The organism is Pseudoflavonifractor sp. MCC625 (genome assembly GCF_018784545.1).
GTDB lineage: Bacteria > Bacillota > Clostridia > Oscillospirales > Oscillospiraceae > Pseudoflavonifractor_A > Pseudoflavonifractor_A gallinarum.
The window spans coordinates 76,171-95,824 of record NZ_WQOJ01000034.1 but is presented as its reverse complement, the minus strand read 5'-3'; the positions used below and the strand labels follow the sequence as shown (position 1 = coordinate 95,824).

The 19,654-nt window shown below is 63.7% G+C and carries 17 protein-coding genes; 1 reads left to right on the top strand and 16 read right to left on the bottom strand.

What is annotated here, in order from left to right:
* Window positions 1-112 precede the first annotated feature (112 nt).
* Entirely contained in the window at window positions 113-985 is an 873-nt protein-coding gene (locus tag GPK94_RS12425) for a fumarylacetoacetate hydrolase family protein (RefSeq protein ID WP_101691440.1), read from the top strand.
* Between the two features lie 56 nt (window positions 986-1,041).
* Here GPK94_RS12425 and GPK94_RS12420 read toward each other — a convergent pair whose 3' ends face one another.
* The 16 genes from GPK94_RS12420 to GPK94_RS12345 all read right to left on the bottom strand — a co-directional run bounded on the left by GPK94_RS12420 (window position 1,042) and on the right by GPK94_RS12345 (window position 19,543).
* On the bottom strand, window positions 1,042-1,749 hold the full coding sequence (locus GPK94_RS12420) for a class I SAM-dependent methyltransferase (protein ID WP_215655961.1): 708 nt from the start codon (window positions 1,747-1,749) through the stop codon (window positions 1,042-1,044).
* A gap of 84 nt (window positions 1,750-1,833) precedes the next feature.
* On the bottom strand, window positions 1,834-3,243 hold the full coding sequence (locus GPK94_RS12415; protein WP_215655960.1) for a serine dehydratase: 1,410 nt from the start codon (window positions 3,241-3,243) through the stop codon (window positions 1,834-1,836).
* 40 nt (window positions 3,244-3,283) lie between these two features.
* Complete coding sequence (locus GPK94_RS12410; protein ID WP_101691443.1) at window positions 3,284-4,165, bottom strand: isocitrate lyase/PEP mutase family protein; 882 nt, start codon at window positions 4,163-4,165, stop codon at window positions 3,284-3,286.
* Between the two features lie 34 nt (window positions 4,166-4,199).
* On the bottom strand, window positions 4,200-5,636 hold the full coding sequence (locus GPK94_RS12405; protein ID WP_215655959.1) for a glutamate mutase L: 1,437 nt from the start codon (window positions 5,634-5,636) through the stop codon (window positions 4,200-4,202).
* A 21-nt stretch (window positions 5,637-5,657) separates the two neighbouring features.
* Entirely contained in the window at window positions 5,658-6,794 is a 1,137-nt protein-coding gene (locus tag GPK94_RS12400; protein ID WP_101691445.1) for a PrpF domain-containing protein, read from the bottom strand.
* Window positions 6,795-6,830: 36 nt separating this feature from the next.
* Window positions 6,831-8,693 carry a cobalamin-dependent protein gene (locus GPK94_RS12395; RefSeq protein ID WP_252192626.1) on the bottom strand — a complete coding sequence of 621 codons (1,863 nt, stop codon included), beginning with the start codon at window positions 8,691-8,693 and terminating at the stop codon, window positions 6,831-6,833.
* A 6-nt stretch (window positions 8,694-8,699) separates the two neighbouring features.
* Window positions 8,700-9,191 (bottom strand): 3-isopropylmalate dehydratase, encoded by a 492-nt coding sequence (locus GPK94_RS12390; RefSeq protein WP_101691447.1) that lies wholly within the window; start codon window positions 9,189-9,191, stop codon window positions 8,700-8,702.
* A gap of 1 nt (window position 9,192) precedes the next feature.
* Window positions 9,193-10,383: an aconitase/3-isopropylmalate dehydratase large subunit family protein gene (locus GPK94_RS12385; protein WP_215655958.1), complete on the bottom strand. Its 1,191-nt coding sequence runs from the start codon at window positions 10,381-10,383 to the stop codon at window positions 9,193-9,195.
* A gap of 78 nt (window positions 10,384-10,461) precedes the next feature.
* A complete protein-coding gene (locus GPK94_RS12380) occupies window positions 10,462-12,777 on the bottom strand; it encodes a xanthine dehydrogenase family protein molybdopterin-binding subunit (RefSeq protein WP_101691449.1) in 2,316 nt (771 codons plus the stop codon).
* The gene (locus GPK94_RS12375; protein ID WP_101691450.1) at window positions 12,774-13,259 is read right to left on the bottom strand and encodes a (2Fe-2S)-binding protein; all 486 of its coding nucleotides are present in this window, start codon (window positions 13,257-13,259) and stop codon (window positions 12,774-12,776) included. The genes GPK94_RS12380 and GPK94_RS12375 overlap by 4 nt, the downstream gene beginning before the upstream one ends.
* Before the next feature lie 18 nt (window positions 13,260-13,277).
* Entirely contained in the window at window positions 13,278-14,147 is an 870-nt protein-coding gene (locus tag GPK94_RS12370) for a xanthine dehydrogenase family protein subunit M (protein WP_215655957.1), read from the bottom strand.
* 33 nt (window positions 14,148-14,180) lie between these two features.
* Window positions 14,181-15,077, bottom strand: a complete 897-nt coding sequence (locus GPK94_RS12365; protein ID WP_186963996.1) for an NAD(P)-dependent oxidoreductase — start codon at window positions 15,075-15,077, stop codon at window positions 14,181-14,183.
* Window positions 15,078-15,293: 216 nt separating this feature from the next.
* On the bottom strand, window positions 15,294-15,911 hold the full coding sequence (locus tag GPK94_RS12360) for an amino acid synthesis family protein (protein WP_215655956.1): 618 nt from the start codon (window positions 15,909-15,911) through the stop codon (window positions 15,294-15,296).
* Between the two features lie 25 nt (window positions 15,912-15,936).
* Window positions 15,937-16,791, bottom strand: a complete 855-nt coding sequence (locus GPK94_RS12355) for a hypothetical protein (RefSeq protein ID WP_215655955.1) — start codon at window positions 16,789-16,791, stop codon at window positions 15,937-15,939.
* Window positions 16,792-16,795: 4 nt separating this feature from the next.
* Window positions 16,796-18,307: a 4Fe-4S binding protein gene (locus GPK94_RS12350; protein WP_215655954.1), complete on the bottom strand. Its 1,512-nt coding sequence runs from the start codon at window positions 18,305-18,307 to the stop codon at window positions 16,796-16,798.
* 75 nt (window positions 18,308-18,382) lie between these two features.
* Window positions 18,383-19,543 carry an amidohydrolase family protein gene (locus tag GPK94_RS12345; RefSeq protein WP_101691455.1) on the bottom strand — a complete coding sequence of 387 codons (1,161 nt, stop codon included), beginning with the start codon at window positions 19,541-19,543 and terminating at the stop codon, window positions 18,383-18,385.
* Window positions 19,544-19,654 lie beyond the last annotated feature (111 nt).

Here is a 19,654-nt window from a genome sequence, read left to right as displayed (position 1 = left end):
GCCAGCGGCAAGCAGACCAAGGCCGAGTCTCTCGGCTACATGGAAATGGCCATTGCCCGCGTGTGCAACTACGTGTAATTTACTCTCATCTGAATAAGAGGTGTACCATCCCATGGAATTCGTGACCTTTCTGCGGGACGGCATCCAGCTGCCCGGTCTGCTCACCGCGGACCGGCAGCGGGTGCTCTCCCTGGAGGAAGCGGGTCTGGGCGCGTGGTCCACTCTGACCGCCTTCATCGCCGACGCCGGTCCGGACTTGCTGGCCCGGGCTGCGTCGGCGTCGGCGCAGTCGGAGGGAACGCCCCTCTCCTCCGTGCAGCTGCTCGCGCCCATCCCAAAGCCCTGCCATGATATTCTGTGTGTGGGCGTCAACTACCGGGACCACCTGGAAGAGAGCGAGGCCGCAATGGGCAAGATCGCCCATCAGGACAGCGTCTATTTCTCCAAGCGCGCCCACATCATGACGCCCCATGACGCCACGATTGACGGTCATCTGGATCTGGACCCCTGTCTGGACTACGAGGTGGAACTGGCCGTTGTCATCGGCCGGGAATGCCGCAATGTGGCCCCGGAGGAGGCGGAGGACTATATCTTTGGCTACTCCGTTTTCAATGACATGTCGGCCCGGGGCATCCAGATGCGGCACAACCAGTGGTACCGGGGCAAGAGCCTGGACGGCTTTGCCATCATGGGTCCCACACTGGTCCACAAGAGCGCCCTTCCCTTCCCCATTGAGGTGGACGTGTGCAGCCGAGTCAACGGCGAACTGCGTCAGAGCAGCAATACCCGGCTGTTTCTTGCGGACATCCCCCATCTCATCTCTGAGCTCTCCCATGGCATCACACTGGAGCCCGGCGACATCATCGCCACCGGCACCCCCGCCGGGGTGGGCATGGGCTTTGACCCGCCCCGCTGGCTCAAGAGCGGCGACACCGTGGAGTGCGAGATCCAGGGCGTGGGTCTCCTGCGGACCCACATCCGATAACATCTCCCCATCAAACATGCAGGCGGGAGGATCTGACCGATCCTCCCGCCTGTTTTTTATTCCTTTTTTCCCAGATAGAGCAGCTGGGTACAGCGCTGGATACCATATGCGGCGCAGTCCTTCTGGATCTGCTGCGCCTCTTCCAGAAGCACCTCATACTCCGGCTTACCGGCCGCCTTCTTTTCCACCAGCTCTACCAGCTTGGCATTTTTGGTCTCCAGCTTCCGGTCCATCTCGGGCTCCTCCAGAAGCTCTGCCGTGCGCACCTCCTGGAGCGGAAGGCGGCTCAGGATGGCAAGGATCTCCTCCTTCTTCCAGGTGGGACGCTGAAAGCCGCCCGAGAGCATATCCAGCTTAGCCTCCAGCGTATGCTGGGCAAAGTGGACCTGCTGAAGACGGTTCTGACCGTCGGAGAACATCTCATTGATGACCAGCCACCCGCCCGGCCGCAGCACCCGGAGCATCTCACGGAGCACTGCGTCATAATCCTCGATGTGGTGCAGGGTGTTGGAGAGGGCCACCACCTCAAAGGTACCGTCGGCAAACTCCATATGGGCCCCCTCTCCCACCTGGAACTCGATCCCCTTGTCCCCGTTTTTCTCCCGGGCCTGCTCCACGGTCCGGGGATCGCTGTCCAGGCCGATGATCCGGGAGCCCTCCGGCATGACCTCCGCCAGGCTGAAGGCAAATTCTCCAAACCGGGTCCCCACATCCAGGGCCAGGCCCTGGTTCAGTTTGGGCAGATATTCCTTTAAATGCAGCATATGCCGCGCCTCCTATTCTGATTTGGCAAACTGCGCCCCCGGTCCTCTTCCCAGGTCCGGGGGCGCAGTGCATATCACCGTGTCTTACGGCTGTACCAGGACGATCCCCAGCCGCTTTGCCGCTTCCTCCGCCTGGGCCAGGGACGGGGAGGCATCCCGCAGCACCAGGCGGCCGCCGCCGCGGTTGAGGGTATCCACCATACAGGTCATCTCATCGGTGGTAATGGTGATCTTCTGGAGAGAGGGCTCATGTCCCTCTACGATCTCCACTTCGATCCCGTCGTCCTTCACCATCTGCACGGCCTTGTTGTACATGGCATAGTCCGAGGTGGATGCCCCGTACACCGCGCCCATCAGAACGCCCGGGATGTTGATGGAACGACGGGCAAACAGCTCGGGATAGAGCTCCACCCGTACCTTGCGGATGGTCCCCTTGACCAGCTCATGGCAGATGCGAGCGGCGTTGGTGGGGCTGCCCACCGCCTGGCTGCTTCCGCCCACCACAGCGTCTCCCAGGGTGTGGAGAATACTCTCGGTCCCCTGGGCCAGCTGCTTGGCCTTGGCCTTGGCCTTTTCCAGCGTCTCGGCCATCTTCTTGGCCTCGGCATCCCGGACGGCCTGGCTCACCAGGGATTCCACCGCGGGCTTACGCTTGAAGAAGGGCTCCATATACTCCACCACGGTGGGTACCAGGTGGCGGCCCGACTCCACATGGACCTCTGCGGCCATGGCCAGCATCACGTCAAAGGGGACGTTGACCGTCATATCCACCTTCATGCACAGCCGACCGGCATACATACCCATCAGGATGGCGCCGCCCACGTGGGTGGTGCACAGGGCGGGCACCAGTACCCGGGGAGTACAGGGCACGCCGATGGTGGGCGAGAGGGCCAGCACCATGGCCTTCTCCATCTGCCCGGGGGTACCGCCCCCGATGGAGACGGTGGCCGCCGCAATGCAGGCGGAACCGGCGCCGAAGCCCTCCATATTGCACCCGGTGGTCACCTTGCCCACCCGGAACAGGCTTCCGATCTTGATGACCAGCGCGGCGGTCTCGGCCACCGTCTTGTCATCATAGCCGTGGACCATCATGGCCTTGATGAAGCCGGAGTAGGGACAGGAATCGCCCGTTCCGGCGCAGGGGCGCAGACCCACGCAGTGGTTGCCCACCTGGGCGCCCAGGGTGTAGAGCAGGGCGTCGTCCAGGAAGGAGTCCTCAAAGCATTTGCTTCCCTCCTGCGCGGCCAGCTGGGAGGCTACCGTGCCCAACAGGATGCTCTCGCCGTCCTTGACACCGATCTCCACTGCCTTGAGGTTGTGGGCATATTCTTCCATGATCCCCGTGAGGATCTCCTCCCGGGACTTGCCGGTGCGCAGCTCGGTCTCCACCAGGACCACGTCCACCACTCGCACGCCGTATTCCTGCGCGACGGCCACCATCTCACTGACGGTCAGGGGCAGTTTTTCCTGGATCGCAGCTCTCATGTCAGGCATTGGTTCTCCTCCTTTTTCCGTATATGACGAATGGGTCGTCTTACTTTACCACGCGGCCGGTGGCGTAGTTGGCCTCGATGGCCCGGATCTCGGGCAGTCCCATGATCTCATTGAACTGGGCGAAGGGGATCATGGTGTCGATGAGGGTCTCAGTGGTGTCGTCCCGGCGCATGCCCTCCCACAGGTCCACCATGGCCTTGGTGGTCACATAGACCGAAGCGGTGGGGTAGATGATGAGGTTGTAGCCAAACTCGGAGAGCTGAGCGTTCTTGAACATAGGGGTACGGCCGCCCTCCACCATGTTGGCGAGGGTCAGGCAGCCGGGCAGCTCCTCATTGATGCGGCGCATCTCCTCCTCGGACTCGGGAGACTCCACGAAGAGGATGTCGGCGCCGGCCTCCTTATAAGCATGGGCACGCTCCAGCGCGGCGTCGATGCCGTGGACCGTGCGGGCGTCGGTGCGGGCCATGATCATGAAGTTGGGATCCACCCGGGCGTCCACCGCTGCCTTGATCTTGCCCACCATCTCCTCCATGGGGATGACCTCACGGCCCACCATGTGGCCGCACTTCTTGGGCATGACCTGGTCCTCCAGCTGAATGACGGCCACGCCGGCCTTCTCATACTCCCGGACGGTGCGCATCACATTGACCGCGTTGCCGAAACCGGTGTCCGCATCGGCGATCACGGGGACGCCGGCGCACTCCACCATGTTGGCGGCCCGGGCCACCATCTCGCTCATGGTCATGAGGCCCACGTCGGGCTTACCCAGATGGCTGGCGGACTGGCCGTAGCCGGTCATATATACCGCGTCAAAGCCCAGGCGGCCGATGATCTTGGCGGTAAGCATATCATGGGCTCCGGGCGCCACAATGGTCTTCTTGGAAGCAAAGAGCTCCCGGATCTTCTTCGGTCCGTTCATGAAAATCACTCCTACATTTGATGTTTTAGATCATTTATTCTTCCGTTGCGGCTCCCACATACTCCTTGAGGAAGGAGCAGGCCGCGTCGGGATAGTGCTTGCCCAGAACGCCCATGGCGTAGAGGAGATAATTCCGGTCCAGGATCACATCGGGCTCCTCCAGCGGGAGGAGGGAGATCCCCGGCTCCTCAAAGCTCCGCAGGACCATGGTCCGTCCCGCCTCCTCCTCGGTGTGGACGAAGATGCCGCCCACACAGAGCACCCGGTGCACATGGCGCAGATCGCGTCCCATGGCGGTTCCCGCCATGATGCCCATGACCGGGTCCTCCACCTCGGCGTAGTGGCCCGCATGGCGGCGCAGAGCCGTGCGGATGGCGCAGGTGGCCATGGCTCGCTCCAGCATCCGCTCCTCCTCGGTCTGGGGGATGTAGTCGGGCTGGTCCTCCAGCTTCTGGGCAAAGGCCAGCACCCCCTCCGGGGTCGTCCCATCCGGGTCGTCCATGGCCCGGAGGATGGCGTTGGGTCCCACTGCCTCGGGGATGCCGGTGGCACTCACCCGCAGGCCCAGGTTGCCCTCCACCGTGCGGTAGGCAAACTGCTTTTCGTTGTTGATGACCAGGCCCCGCTCCTCAATGGTGAGCTTTTCCAGCTCCGGCAGGATGGAGTGGATGTCGGTGGTGGCACCGCCGATATCCACCAGGATGAGGGAGCCCGCCCCCTCCTGCTCATAGGTGCCCCGGGCCAGCAGCTCGCTGGCCAGCAGCACCGCGCCGGGGGTGGGGACCACTGTGTGGTCGGCCAGACTGTCCCGGAACTCCATCAGGCCCTTGGCCCGGGTGATCTGTTTGATGAACTGCTCGTGGATGGCCTCCCGGGCGGGCTTTACGTTGAGCTCGTGGATGGTGGGCATGATGTTGGGCACCCGTACATAGGACACCCCAGCCCGGGCCAGCTTTTCGGCCACCTCCCGCTGGGCATATTTGTTGCAGGCGATGATGACGGTGGCCCGGCTGTGGAGCTCGCAGATCATCTCCGCGTTTTCCAGGGCACAGCTCTCATCTCCCCCGTCTGTCCCGCCCGAGAGCAGGATAATGTCGGGGTTGATCTCCAGGAGCACCTCTTTCCGGTAGGCGAGTGGCTCCTCGGCCGAGACCACCTGCATGACCCGGGCTCCCGCAGTCATGGAGACCTCTTTGGCCGCCTTGGCGGTGACCCGGGGCATATACCCCAGGGCCACCATCCGCAGGCCGCCGGCGGCGCTGCAGGAGCTGTACCGCTGTACCGTCTCGTCAAAGTCCACGCCCTGCTCCCGGATGCTCTGTTCGGCCCGGGCCGCCCCGTCCATAATGTTGTCCAGTGTGGTCAGGGACTGACCCCGGCCCAGAAAGGTGAATTTACCCCGCTCCAGCCGGAAGGCAGCCGCTTTCGTATAGGTACTGCCTACGTCGTAGACCAGCGTATTGGCACGCATGTGGCACTCCTCCCGTTTTGCTCAGTCCTCGTCGGGCACCAGGGCATAGCCCTCCATGAGACGGCGGGCGGTGCGCACCAGCGCCGACTTCTTCACCTCGTTGCCCTCCACGGCGGCCACCACGGGGATGACGCCGGCGGGATGGCCGATCCGGATGGTGTCGATCTCATCGATGTGGGGGATGACCTGATTGACGATGGTGCCCTTGATCTTGGCCGCCGCGCCGGTGCAGGCGGTCGCGGTGCCGGCATAGGTCTTGTGGAGCACCTGCATGAACATCAGGCGGGAGACAAAGTCCACATCCTCCTTATGGATGGTCTTGCCGCTGGTGAAGTCCACATAGTCGGCCGCCTCAGTGACAAAGGCCACCATGGGGAAGGCGGGAGAATGCTTGGTGGCGTCGGCGGGGTCCTTGGCCATGCCGATCATGGCGCAGCACTTGGAGCGGATCTCTTCCAGATAGGCCAGCAGCTCCTTGTTGCCGTCGATGACGTCGGGGGTCTCGGTCCCCTTCATACCCACATCCTTCGCGCGGACAAAGACGCAGGGATTGGCCACGTCCACGATGGAAACCTCAATGGGGCCCCGGCTGGTCTCCAGGGTGTCCACCGGGTGGCCGGTGGGCAGGACATTGCCGGTGGCCGCGCCCGCGGTGGAGGCAAAGTCCAGCAGGATGGGGGCGCTGGTGCCGGGCACGCCGGCGATGGCGCAGTCTCCCTTGACCCGGGCCTTGCCGTCCTTCACCTGGACCTCGGCATAGAGCATCTTGCCCGTGTTGGTATTGTGGATGCGCACCCGGGTCACCGGCTCCACCGCCTTGACCAGGGACTCGTCAATGGCAAAGGGACCCACGCCGGAGGAGATGTTGCCGCAGTTGCCCTTGTAGTCCACCACCCGGTCGGTGATGGAGACCTGAGCGAAAGTGTAGTCCACATCGGCGTCCGGCCGGGAGGGAGGCCCGATGATGGCCAGCTTGCTGGTCAGGGGGTCCGCACCCGCCAGGCCGTCGATCTGGCGCACATCGGGGCTGCCGAACAGCCGCAGGATCAGCTCATCCCGCTCCTTGGGATCGGTGGGCAGGTCGTTTTCCTTGATATAGATACCCTTGCTGGTGCCGCCGCGCATGATGACAAGGGGAATTCGTTTTTGCTCGCTCATGGTTCTCACAGCCTCCTGTCTGAAAAATGGGGTCTCTTACTGCTTTGCCTTCTTCTCCTGGATGAGCCGGGTGATGGTCTCCAGGCACTGCTCGGGGGTGGAGTCCGGTCCAAAGAAGGCGTCTACGCCCAGGAAGCTCACGCCCTCCTTCTTGATCTTCTCCTCGTAATACTGGTGCTCCTCTTCCTTCTCGGCGATGCGTCCGCCGGCCCAGACCACCATCTTGTCCCGCAGGCCCAGCTCCTTGAGCCGCTGCTCCACACGGGGGAAGAGGGTGCCGCCCAGGCCCAGCAGGTTGCTCACGCCCACGGCGTCGGCGTTGGCCTCAGCCGCCACCTCAGCCACGGTCTCGGGCAGGTTCATGCCCCGGAGGAAGACCACCTCATAGCCCGCGTGCTGGAAGGTCTCCCGGATGAGATTGATGCCGTTGACGTGGGCATCGGCGCCCACCGTGGCCAGCACGATCTTCTCGGGACGGGTGGGCTCCTTCTCGGGCTCCACCTGGATGTCCTCCTTGGTGACGGCCACCCGGCTGGGATCGATCCCCAGAGGTGTGTAGCCGGGCACGTAGCGCTTGATCCCGTCGGGGTCCCGGTTGACCTTGACGAACCGCTTCAGGTCCCAGCCGCCGGCACGGGGGCAGTCCATCCGGCCGCTCTTGCCGCCCTCCACGATGAGGTCGATGAGCTCGGTGTCCTTCCACTGCATCCAGAAGGCGGGAGTGATGTCCTTGGGCTTCAGGCTGCGCTCGGGCAGGTGGAGCACCGCCTCCAGCACCGCCATGGCCTCCTCCAGGATCTCCGCCTTGCGCTCGGTGATGCGGCTGTCCTCGATGTCCACGGCATAGGTGTTGGTGAATACGTTCTCAGTGCCCCAAATGGCACGGCCCATGGAGTCGCCGGTGGGGATGCCCACACTCTCGGCCGCCTTGGGCCGGTAGAAGTCGGCGCCGCCCAGCTTGGCGTTGACCGCCATGCGGGCGAAGTGGGCCGCCTCGGCGATCAGGTCGCCCGGAGGGCTCTGGAAGGTCTCAGGCACCACGATGAGTCCGTCGCTCCACAGGGTCTCCCGGAAGGCCCGCATCAGGGCCAGGTCGGCAAAGATGTTGATGCCCGCAATGTTCATCTGAATGGCGGAGAGCTCCCGGGGCAGTCCGGCGTGGATGGCCAGACCCTCGGCCAGCAGGCACATGGCCAGGGCCATACCGTCGGTACCGCCGATGTTATTCAGATGCTTGTGGGAATCCAGCTGCACATAGATCTTGTTCTCGGCGCAGATCTGGAGGGCCTTATAGCCGTTGACCACCTTGGTGCGGTAGTCGTGGATGCCGCGTCCGCCGAAGTGGACGTGGATGACGGGGCCGATGTCGGTGCCGTCAAAGCCCGCGATGAGAGCGTTCAGAATGGAAAGATGGGGGGTATCGCCCGTGGCGTTGATGCGCACCGGATGGCGGGAACCGCCGCCCATCTGAATAAACTCCCGCTCGCCCTTGGGGGTGATGCCGCCCTTGCCCCGGGACTGCTCAATGAGCTCCCGCCCCTTCAGAGGATCGATGTGGCGGGTAGCCTCCGAGTGGACAAAGTGGAAGATGGTCTCGTCGAACTTCTCGGCAAAGGCGTACATCTCCTTGGACTCCTTGAGGGTCTCCTCGGCGGTGTTGCGCCCCAGGATGGGGTTCTGAACCGGCCAGCCCCGCTCTCTGGCCTTCAGGGCCAGCTCATGGATGCGGTAGCCGCTGCGGACCACGCCCGCCACCTCTCTGGGATAGGGGGCGGGAAGGCCCACCACTTCTCCGTTCTCGTCCAGATCGGGCATCTCCACGCCGAAGCAGTCGGCATAGGCGCGGACCGCCTCAATATCTTCCCGGATGATCCGTTTGGTTTTTTCCTGCATATCCATATTCACTCACTCCATTCCCAGCTCGGCGCGGACCCGGGGGATCAGGCCGCCATAGGCCAGTGTCTTCAATACATTTTCCGCCAGAGGCGGGAAGGTGTACTCCACTCCGTTCACCGTCACTTTGCCCTGCTCCAGGTCCACCTCCGCCAGGTCGCCGGTCTTGACCTGTCCGGCCAAATCGGCCGCCCACACCGGAAGTCCGATGTTGATGGAGTTACGGCGGAAGATCCGGGCAAAGCCCTTGGCCATGATGAGGGACACGCCCCGCTGCTTGAGGGCAATGGGGGCCTGCTCCCGGGAGGAGCCGCAGCCAAAGTTGCGCCCGGCCACCAGGATGCTGCCCGGCTCATAGACGGCGTTGAAATCCAGTCCGGCCAGTCCCGCCATGGCAAAGCCGCCCAGCTTGTCATAGGGCTCGGCCATGGCATAGCCGGGGAGGATCTGGTCGGTGTCCACATCGTCCCCCAGGACGATGATCTTTCCCTTGATGATTTCCATGTCAGTCCTCCTTCTCCGGCACGGTGATGACCCCCGCCAGAGCGGTGGCCGCGGCGGTGGCCGGCGAGGCCAGATAGATATTGGCCTTCATGCTGCCCATGCGCCCGGGGAAATTGCGGTTGGTGGTGGAGACCACCACGTCCCGCTCGCTGGTCAGGCCCTCATGGGCGCCGAAGCAGGGGCCGCATCCGGGGTTGAGGACGGTGGCGCCCGCGTCCCGGATGATCTTGCACCAGCCCCGCTCCTCCATCTGGTCCAGCACCTCCCGGGAGGCGGGGACGATGAGGGTATTCACATCGGGGTGGACATGCTTTCCACGGAAAGCCTTGGCCACCTGCTCCATGTCGTTGAGGCGTCCATTGGTGCAGGAGCCCACCACCACCTGGGTGACCTTGGTGCCTGCCACTTCCTTCACCGGCACCACATTGGCCGGAGAGAAGGGCCGGGCGATCTGGGGCTCCATGGCGGAGAGGTCCAGCTCGCGGGTCTCCACGGTGTCCGGCTCCTTTTCCTCGGTGCCGAAGAGGGTGATCATAGCGCCCAGCTCAATGCCCATGTTGCACACGGTCATCCGCTCCTCCACCGGGAAGTCGGCAATGCCGGGGCCGGTAAAGAGGAGGGCCCGGTCCACCAGGTAATCGGTGCCGAAGAGGCTGCCCAGGTAGAGGATCAGGTCCTTGCCGAACACATTGGCGGGCCGTTTTCCGCTCAGATAGATCTGGACCACCTCAGGGACTTCCAGGTCCAGCTTTCCGGTGGCCATGGCAGCGGCCAGCTCGGTGGATCCCACGCCCACGCCGATGGCGCCGTAGCCGCCGCAGGTCCCGGTGTGGGAGTCGGCGATGACCACCAGTTCTCCGGGCTTGGCCCGGTGCTTCTCATACATAAGCTGATGGATCACGCCCTCGCCCCGCTGGTAGAGGTGGACCCCAAACTCCCGTGCAAAATCGTCCATGGCCCACACGCTGTTGCGGGCCTTCTCGCTGGCGGCGGGGTAGATGTGATCCACAATCAGGATCACCCGGTCGGGATCAAAGACCTTCTTCACGCCGATCTGGCGAAACATATTGATGGCAATGGGGGCGGTCACATCATGGGCCGCCACATAGCTGACCCGGCAGGACAGGTCCTGTCCCGGTCTGGCCTCGGCCACACCGGCGGCCTGGGCCAGGTACCGCTCGATACAGTTCATAGCCGTTCACTCCAATTCGTTCCGGTTTGTATCACAGGGAAACAGGCGGAGAGACCCACGGGTCCCTCCGCCTATGGGTCATTTCTTGTTCAGCTCCCGCATGATGTCCAGGTGCTGGATGGGAAGCTTGCCGAAGCGGATGTTCAGCGCATTTTCCACCGCGTCGGCGGTCGCCGGGATGGTGGGGATTAGGGCGGGCTCGCCCACGCCTTTGGCGCCGAAGGGTCCGGCCTCTCCGTTGCCGCTCTCCACCACGATGGGGTAGATGGTGGGGGCGTCCATGGAGGTGGCCAGCAGATACTTGGAGAACACCGGGTTGGTGATGCGTCCGTCCTTGGTCTCGATCTTCTCCAGCAGGGCAAAGCCGGTACCCATGACCACGCCGCCCTCGATCTGTCCTTCCACCGCCTGGTGGTTGACCGCGGTGCCCACATCGTGGGCCGAGATCACGTTGAGCACATCCACCAGACCGGTCTCGGTGTCCACCTCCAGGTCCACCAGAGTGGCGGCGTAGGAGTACACCTCGAAGGGAATACCGAACATATCCGCGGGGTTGAGTCCGGTGGTCTTGGGGTTATAGGAGCCGCAGCCCAGCGCCAGCTTGCCCAGGCGCTTCATCTCACCCATCAGCTCCGGATAGGTCATCTTGACCGTGGGGTCGGCAGCGGAGAAGATCTCCCGATGCCGGAATACAAGCCCCTCCACCGGGACCTTCAGATAAGCCGATGCCACTTCGGCCAGGGTTGCCTTGGCCATGCGGGCCGCCAGCATGGTGGCGCTGCCCGAAATAAAGGTCTGGCGGCTGGCGGAGGTGGCGCCGCCCTCGGGGGTGACCTGGGTATTGGCGGCGGTGACCCGGATGTCCTCATATTCGAGGCCCAGCTCCTCCGCGGCGATCTGGGCCATGGCGGAGGTGGAGCCCTGGCCGATGTCGGCGCAGCCAACCATCAGGTTGACGCTGGCATCGGGGAGCACTTCCACGAAAGCGCCCGCCGGGTTGGGAAGGCCGGTGTTGCCGATGCCGTAGTACATGGCGCCGTATCCTCTGCCGCGGCGCTTATGGGGCGCGGTGGGCACACAGGGAGGCAGGACTTCCGCCGCCTTTTTCTTCACCGCTTCCAGGCACTGCACAAATCCCACGCCGTCGTCCAACACCTGACCGGTGGCCGTCATGGAGCCCGGACGGTGGGCATTGAGGATGCGGATGTCGATGGGGTCCATGTTGAGCGCCTTGGCCAGTGCGTTCATCTGACCCTCATGGGCCACGGCCACCTGAGGCACGCCGAAGCCGCGGAAGGCGCCCGCCATGGGATTGTTGGTATAGTAGAAGGTGGCGTCCACCCGGACGTTGGGGATCTCATAGGGGCCGGCCGCATGGACGGCGGCGCGGGTGATGACCGCGGGGCCATAGGAGGCATAGGCGCCGGTATCGCCCAGCAGCGTGGCCTCCACGGCCAGGATCTTGCCGTCCTTGGTGGCGCCGGTCTTATAGTGCATCTTCATGGGGTGGCGCTTGGAGGAGACCATGGTGGACTCCTTCCGGCTGCGCACCATCTTGACCGGGCGGTTGGTATAGTAGGAGAGCAGGGCCGCATGGCACTGGACCGAGATATCCAGCTTGCCGCCGAAGCCGCCGCCGGTGGTCACCTGCACCGAGCTGACCCGGTTGTTGGGGAAGTTCAGCATGGCCGCCACCTCGCCCCGGTCATAGTGGGGGTTCTGCGTGGAGGCGTACACCGTCATGATGCCGTTTTCATAGCTGGCCAGGCCGCCGTCGGGCTCAATGAACATGTGGGAGAGCATGGGGGTCTCATAGTCGTTCTCGATGATGATGTCGCACTTGGCAAAGGCCTCATCCACATTTCCGTGCTCCAGGTGCTTGCTCTGGTGGACATTGGTGTCCCCGTGGATCTTGGGGGCGTCGGCCTGGGCGGCCCGCTCCACCGAGAGGACCGGCTCGATCTCCTCATACTCCACCCGGATGGCCGCCAGCGCGTCCTCCAGCAGGTCGGGCGTCTCGGCTGCCACCACGGCAATGGCGTCGCCATAGCGGCGGATCTTGTCGTCCACTAGGATGGGCTCATCCTTGAGGATGATGCCGATGCGGTTCTTGCCCGGAATGTCCTTGGAGGTCAGCACACAGGCTACCCCCGGAATGGCGAGCGCCGCGGAGGGATCAAAGGACTTGATGTATCCGGCTGTGATCGTACTGCGGAACACCCCGCCGTAGAGCATGTTGGGCATCTCCAGATCGGCGGCAAAGCGGGCGGTCCCCCGGACCTTCTCCATGGTGTCCTTCTTGACCACGCTCTTGCCCAGAACCGCGTGGCTGGCCTGGACCGCGCTGGTCACCTCCAGCTTTTCCTGCTCTAAAACCTTGGTCTCCGGCTTCATACGGCAGCCCCTCCCTTCGCGTCCCGGGCCATCTCCACGGCCTGGATGATCTTGCTGTAACCGGTGCAGCGGCAGAGATTGCCGGACATGGCCCGGCGGATCTCCTCATGGGTGGCCTTGGGATTGCGGTCCAGAAGGGCCTTGGCCGAGAGGATCATGCCCGGCGTGCAGTAGCCGCACTGTACCGCGCCCGCCTCCACAAAGGCCTGCTGGATCTCGTCCAGCTCGCCGTTTTCCTTGCCCACGCCCTCCAGGGTGATGACGCTTCCGCCCTCCACCTGGCCGGCCAGCATCAGGCAGGAGGTCACCGCCTCGCCGTTGTAGATAACGGTGCAGGCGCCGCACTCGCCCTCGCCGCAGCCTTCCTTGACGCTGAGCATGCCCATGTCCTCCCGCAGGAAGTCCACCAGGCGCTTATTGGGATCGGCCTGAACCGAGACGTCCCGGCCGTTGAGGTTGAATCGAATCGTGATCTGTTCCATCTCTGCTTCCTCCTCGCCTCACATCAGGCCAAACTGGGTGAGGATCTGATCAAAGCACCGGCGGGCGGCGCCCCGGACACCCTCCCGCTTGTAGACGACCGAGGGCCGGTTGGCGATGGCCGCCTGCACCGCGTCGGTAAAGAGCGGCAGGGTCCCCTCCAGAGCCTCCTTCGTCAGAGGAAGTCCCTTCAGGGCCTCCTCCAGCGCGGGTACACGCATGGGGTGCTTGCTCACGGCGCCCAGGATCACCCGGGCATCCTCCACCCGGTTGTCCGCGGTGCGCTTGATGTACACGCTCACCGCCAGCACCACAATGGCCAGGGACTTGCGCTTGCCGATCTTGAAGTATCCCACCGCCTCGTCCTTGCCGGGGGCGGGGAAGCGCACCTCGGTGAGCAGCTCGTCGGGCCGGATCTGGCAGTTGCCCGGGCCCTGGTTGAACTCCTCAATGGTCATGATCCGCTCGCCGCGGGTGCTCTTGAGCACCACTTCGGCCCCGTAGGTGAGGAAGACCGTGGGCGAGTCGCCGGCGACAGAGGCGTTGACCACGTTGCCGCCGATGGTGCCCAGGTTCCGGATCTGGGGGGAGCCCACATGGATGACCGTCTCATAGAGGGCGGGCAGATGCTCCTGCACATAGGGGTGGCGCTCCAGGAAAGTGAAGGTATCCAGCGCGCCCAGCTTGACCAGGCCGTCCTCTTCCTTCACATAGCGCAGCTCGGAAATCTTGCTGATATCAATGACATGCTCGGGGCGCTTGACCCCTTCGTTGAGCTCGATGACCACGTCGGTGCCGCCGGCCACCACGGCGCAGCTGGCCTGATGCTGTTCCAGCAGGGAGAGGGCCTCCTCCACAGAGCGGGGGGCATGATAAGTAAATGGCTTCATCACCACATAACTCCTTTCTGTGCGCAGGCCGCCTTATTTTCCGGTCCCGCGGATCTTGGCGCCGGTCAGGTCCTCCCAGACCTTGACCACGGAGGACATGTCCTCCCGGCCCTGGCCCTTGGCCCGGGCCGCCTCATAGACCTGCACCGCAGCGGCGGTCATGGGCAGGGGCACCTTCTCATCCCGGGAGGCCTCCAGGGCAAGGCCCAGGTCCTTGTACTGGAGATCCACGGCAAAGCCGCCGGTGAACTGGTCGGCCATGATGAACTTCTCCAGCTTGGCGTCCAGAGCATAGCTCCGGCCCGAGCTGACCGAGATGACCTCCTTCATGGTCTCCACCGACAATCCGCACTTGACGCCCAGGGTCAGGGCCTCGGCCAGAGCCGCCATATTGCAGCCCAGCAGGAGGTTGTTGACCATCTTGATGGCGTCGCCGCCGCCCACCTCGCCGATGTGGTAGATGTTCTTGCCCAGCACATCGAACACGGGCTTGACCTTCTGGAAGGTCTCGTCGTCGGCGCCCACCATGATGGTGAGGGTGCCGGCGGTGGCGCCGGACACGCCGCCGCTGACCGGGGCGTCGATGTAGGAGATCCCCTTCTGGGCCGCCTTCTGGGCCATAGCCTTGGTGCTGTTGGGGGCCACGGAGCTCATGTCGATGATAACGGTGCCCTTCTTGCAGTTGTCAAAGACGCTTCCCTTGCCGGTCATCACGCCCTCTACAATCTTGGCGTTTGGGAGGGAGCAGATGATGACGTCCACCCGGGCGGCCAGTTCTCCGGCGGTGGCGGCGCCGATGGCGCCCTTGCCCTCCATCTCTTTTACCGCAGCCTCCACCACGTCGAAGGCGTGCACTTCATAGCCGGCGGCGATCAGATTGCAGGCCATAGGCTTACCCATGGCGCCCAGACCGATAAATCCAATTTTCATCTTTAACCACTCCACTTCTCAAATTTCCATCCTTCGGGCCGTTGCGGACCACGACTGCGCGTTCTCTCTGCTTTGTCTCAGTCGGGATCCGCAACGACCCGCGCATATCCTTACGTTACATCGGTGTGTCATGCGGTGATTTTGAAAAAGCCCCCTCCGAGCGCCGGATCGGACGGACGGAGGGGGCACCTCAGTCATGCATTGGCTTGGTACGGATCAGCGCAGGCCATCCTCGCACTTGGCTTCGGACTTCTGGAGGCCGCCGATCCGGCCAGCGCCGTTGACGGTGGCATGGGGACGGCCGCCGTCGGAGAGGACCACGGCCATGATGATCTCATCGGCCTTGGGGGCGTCGGGCACACGGACCTCGAAGGAGCCGTAGTGGGTGCGCACGAAGGCGGCATCCTTGTAATGCAGGGAGATGTCCAGGGAGGCGCCCACGCCGGCCACCTTCTCGTTGGAGGGGATGATAGACTTGCCGCCGCCGATGGCGTCACGGATGGGCTTGCCGGCCTTAGGATGCAGCATGGCGGAGGAGTGCTCCAGCTCGCCGTCCACGCCGACCAGGCAGCCCTTGCCGTAGGTCTCCACGTTCTCGGCGCCCAGCAGCTCCGCACCCTTGCGGGCCAGCAGATCGCCCAGATACTCACCGTACTCGGTCAGCTCGCTCAGATCCTCCTGCCACTTGCCGGCATAGGGATTCTTGATGACCGCCGCCATGGAGACCGTCTTGATGGACTTCTTCTCGCCGTTCTCTACGGGCATGTCCGCGCCGCCCTCGTAAAAGACTTCTTCCAGGTTGGTGACGATCTTGCGAATCTTAGGCTCTTTCATGGAAAAACACTCCTTTTATTCAAAACTAGGTTATATTCTCTTCCAAAATTCCATTTGGGTCATAGGTGACGGTCACGCCCTGCACCGTGGCGATGCAGGCCAAAAGGTTTCCTCTGCGGTACTGCTCCTCCGCCTCCCGCAGCACCTGTCCCAGCGCCCGTTCCTTCTCCTCCCGGCTCAGGGGCTCCACGGACACCACCACAGGGAGGTCTGCAATGTCACTGTCCGGGTCCAGCTCGCCCGCCAGACGGGTATGGACGGCCGGGGAGTCGATGCAGGAGCGGTCGGCCAGCAGGGTGGCCAGGGCGTCGGCCTGTGCGCAGCGGCGGGAGAAAACCGTCACTCCACTGGCGATTCCAGTGGTCAGGCTCCGTCCGCCCAGCCCGCTGGTGGCGACTCCGCCCACGCCCTTTTCGGCGGTCAGGTGGACCACCCGGTCCACTCCGCCCCGCTCCAGATCATAGAGTACGCCAAGCCCCAGGCTCTGGCCGGGCGCCAGGCGGAGGGCGATGTCTCCGCCGTTGTTGGCGGTGACTTTCTCGGCCCCCTGCGCAAAGAGGAAATCGGCTACCGCGTCGGCCACCGTTCCGGCCACCGCCGCCATGGGGGTGAGCCAGGGGTCTCCGGTCCGGAGTACCGCACGGGCCATGGTCTCACCCGCTCCGGTAAGCTGTTCCAGCTCCACCTGGGGGGGATACCGGCGGAGCATCTCCAGGGATGGACGCAGATCCTCCAGACAGGCGGCAATGACCGGGAATGCCGCGCGGCACAGCTGCGTATCCCCTTCCCCGTTCCGGCTGGCGGTGATCACCATGGAGACGGGTCCAAAATCCACGAACACCTGTCCCGGTTTCAGGTTCTGCATCACATCCGCTGTCATAGGCTTACCCCTGCTCCACTTCCTTGCGGAGTTCCTCCGCGGGACGGATGCAGTCCATGTGGCCGCCGATGGCCTCATAGTCGGCTCTTGTCATGGTGTATTCCACCGGAGCCACCGTGGCGGGGGTGGGCACCCAGGTAAAGCCGTGGTCCACCACCTTGCCGGCATCCACGATAAAGTTGATGCCGCCGCCGGGGAGCACGTAGGCGGGGGCGCCGCCCACGGTCAGCACTGCCTTGCCCTCATGGACCGCCTTAGTGATGGCCACCGGCTTGGAGCATACGCCGCCTCGGGCGCTGCCGCCGGTTCCGCCTACGTACATGACAGAGGCCAGAGAGGACTCACAGTTGTTGGTAATGTCGTCGGCCAGGGCCGCGGCCTTTTCGGTCAGGGGGATCTCCTTCACATCGCCGTCAGCCTGGACCTCAAAGAGGGCGCGGATCTCGCCGGTGGTGTTGGTCACCAGGATCTGCATTCCGGCCTTGGCCCGGGTCATGTCCACGCTCTTGATGGCATCCCGGGGGGTGGCAATGGTGGTGCCGCCAATTCCGGTGCCATGCTCTCCGAAGTAACGGCCCCGGGAGGACTTGGTGGCGTTGGGCACCACGCCGCTCCACTCCATGCCCACCTCAGCGCCGGCCAGATGCTCGGTGAAGAGGCCCACCACATGGTGGTCGATGACGATGACCTCGTCCACCGCTTCCTTCATCTTCTTGGCAAAGAGTCCCACGGTGGCGCTGCCGCAGCCGATGCGCATCTTGGACTCCTCCACGCCGTTGATGACGGGGGCCTTCCCGGCCTGGACGCGGATCTTGATCTTCTTGTTGACCGAGAGCTCCACCTCTTCGCCGTTGGCCAGCTCCACGATGGTGCGGGCCACGGTAAAGCCGTCGGGGCCGGTCAGCTTATTGGCGCCGCCCACGGCGATCATCTTGGAGTCGTACTCCTCCGTGTTGACCATGCCAACCAGCTTGCCGTCCCGGTAGACGGGATCGCCCTCTTCTCCGATGTAGGTATTGGTATCCAGCTTGACCGTGACGCCCGAATAGCTCAGAGGCGCCTCGGTGACCACCGTGACGACCTCCACCCCGTCCCGGACCTCCGAGACGATGTGGGGAGCGGGACGGATACAGGGATAGTTGGTTCCCGCGCCCACGGCGGTAATGACGGGCCCATTCAGGCGGGAATCCGGATAATGTACGGCGTCGTTCTGGAGCACCAGCTTCCGGTTGCGCACCAGCTTGCCGTTCTCATTGGTATAGCGCTTACAGGCACCGGTATGTCCCACGGGCACATGGCACTGCACCGGGCAGGAGGAACATACCACGCTCCCATCCGTGGACTTCTCCGGACGGGAAATGGCGCCGAACTTACAAACGCGGGTACAGATGCCGCACTCGGCACACTTCTCTTCATCGACCACCGCTTTGCGCTCCACAATGTGGACCGCATCCAGCGGACAATTCTTTTCACACAGGGTACAGCCCTTACAGGCCTCCTGATTCACCACGACCATGGCGGTCTCGCCTCCTTCTATACCTGGGTCCGCTCCGGCGTCTCCAATCCCCGGAGCGGACCGGGTCTTCTGTTTTTATACCACCTTGGCCGCGCGCTTGCAGGGCGGGGTGTTGCGGCTCTTGGTCACCTTGACCTCGCCGTCGATGAGCACGATGCTGATGCCGGGGATGTCGCCGCACTCAAAGGCCTCGGCGGCGGTGTTGGCCACGGAGCCCATGGGGGCATCCATGCACACCAGATCGGCCTCGCGGCCCACGGCGATGACGCCGGTGTTCAGGCCGTACACCTTGGCGCTGTTGCCGGTGGCCATGCAGACCGCCTGGGCGCCGGGGATGCCGGAAACGGAGGACACCTGGCAGATGTTGCGCAGGATACCCAGGGGGATGATGCCGGTGCCGGAGGGGGCGTCGTTGCCGAAGATGATCCGGCCCAACTGTCCCTTCTCCTGCGCGCGGCGGGCCACATAGTCGGTGACCTTGGGGTTGCCGCACTGGACGATCTCCATGGCGAACTCGGTCTCGTCCATCAGCTTATCCACCTCGTGCAGGGGAACTGCGGTGGGGCCGCCGTTGATGTGGGAAATGACGTCGGGCTTGGTGGCCATGACCTGCTCAGCGGTGACGGTGGAGCTGCCGGGGATGGAGGTGCCGCCGGTGTGCATCTGCACCTTGAAGCCGTGCTTGTGGGCCCACTCCACCATGGGGGCGGCATCGGCGGGATCCTTCACGCTGCCCAGGCCGATCTCGCCCACGGTCCAGACGCCCTGCTCCTTCAGGTCGATGAAGTCCTGCTCGGTCATACCCTTCTCCAGGATGACGCTGCCGCCATGGACCTTGACGCCGGCGGGGCGGAGGGCTGCGAAGGACTTGTGGGCCAGGATGGCCAGAGCCTTGGTGCCGGCGGGGTCCTTGGGACGGCCGGGCATATGGCACTCACCAGCGGAGATGATGGTGGTCACGCCGCCGTGGAGCTCGCCCTCGATGAAGTTGCTGGCAAACTGACGGTGGGCATAATCCCCGATGGTGGTATGTACATGGGTATCGAAGAAACCGGGGGCCACGGTGGCGCCTGCGGCATCGATGACCTTGTCCGCCTCCACACCGTCGGCCACGCTGCTGTTGCCGACAGCTGCGATCTTCTTATCCGTGATGACAATGGTATCTCCGTCCAGGACGGGATGCTCGATGTCTCCGCTGAGGATCATACCGATATTTTTGATGATCGTGGAACCCATAATGACAATCTCCTTTCAACCTTTGGGCGGTTTCTGCCGTCCACTGCTTGTCTGTTGCAACGTGATACCAGTGCCGCCCAACTGGATGGGTGGGTACCGGCAAATCATTTC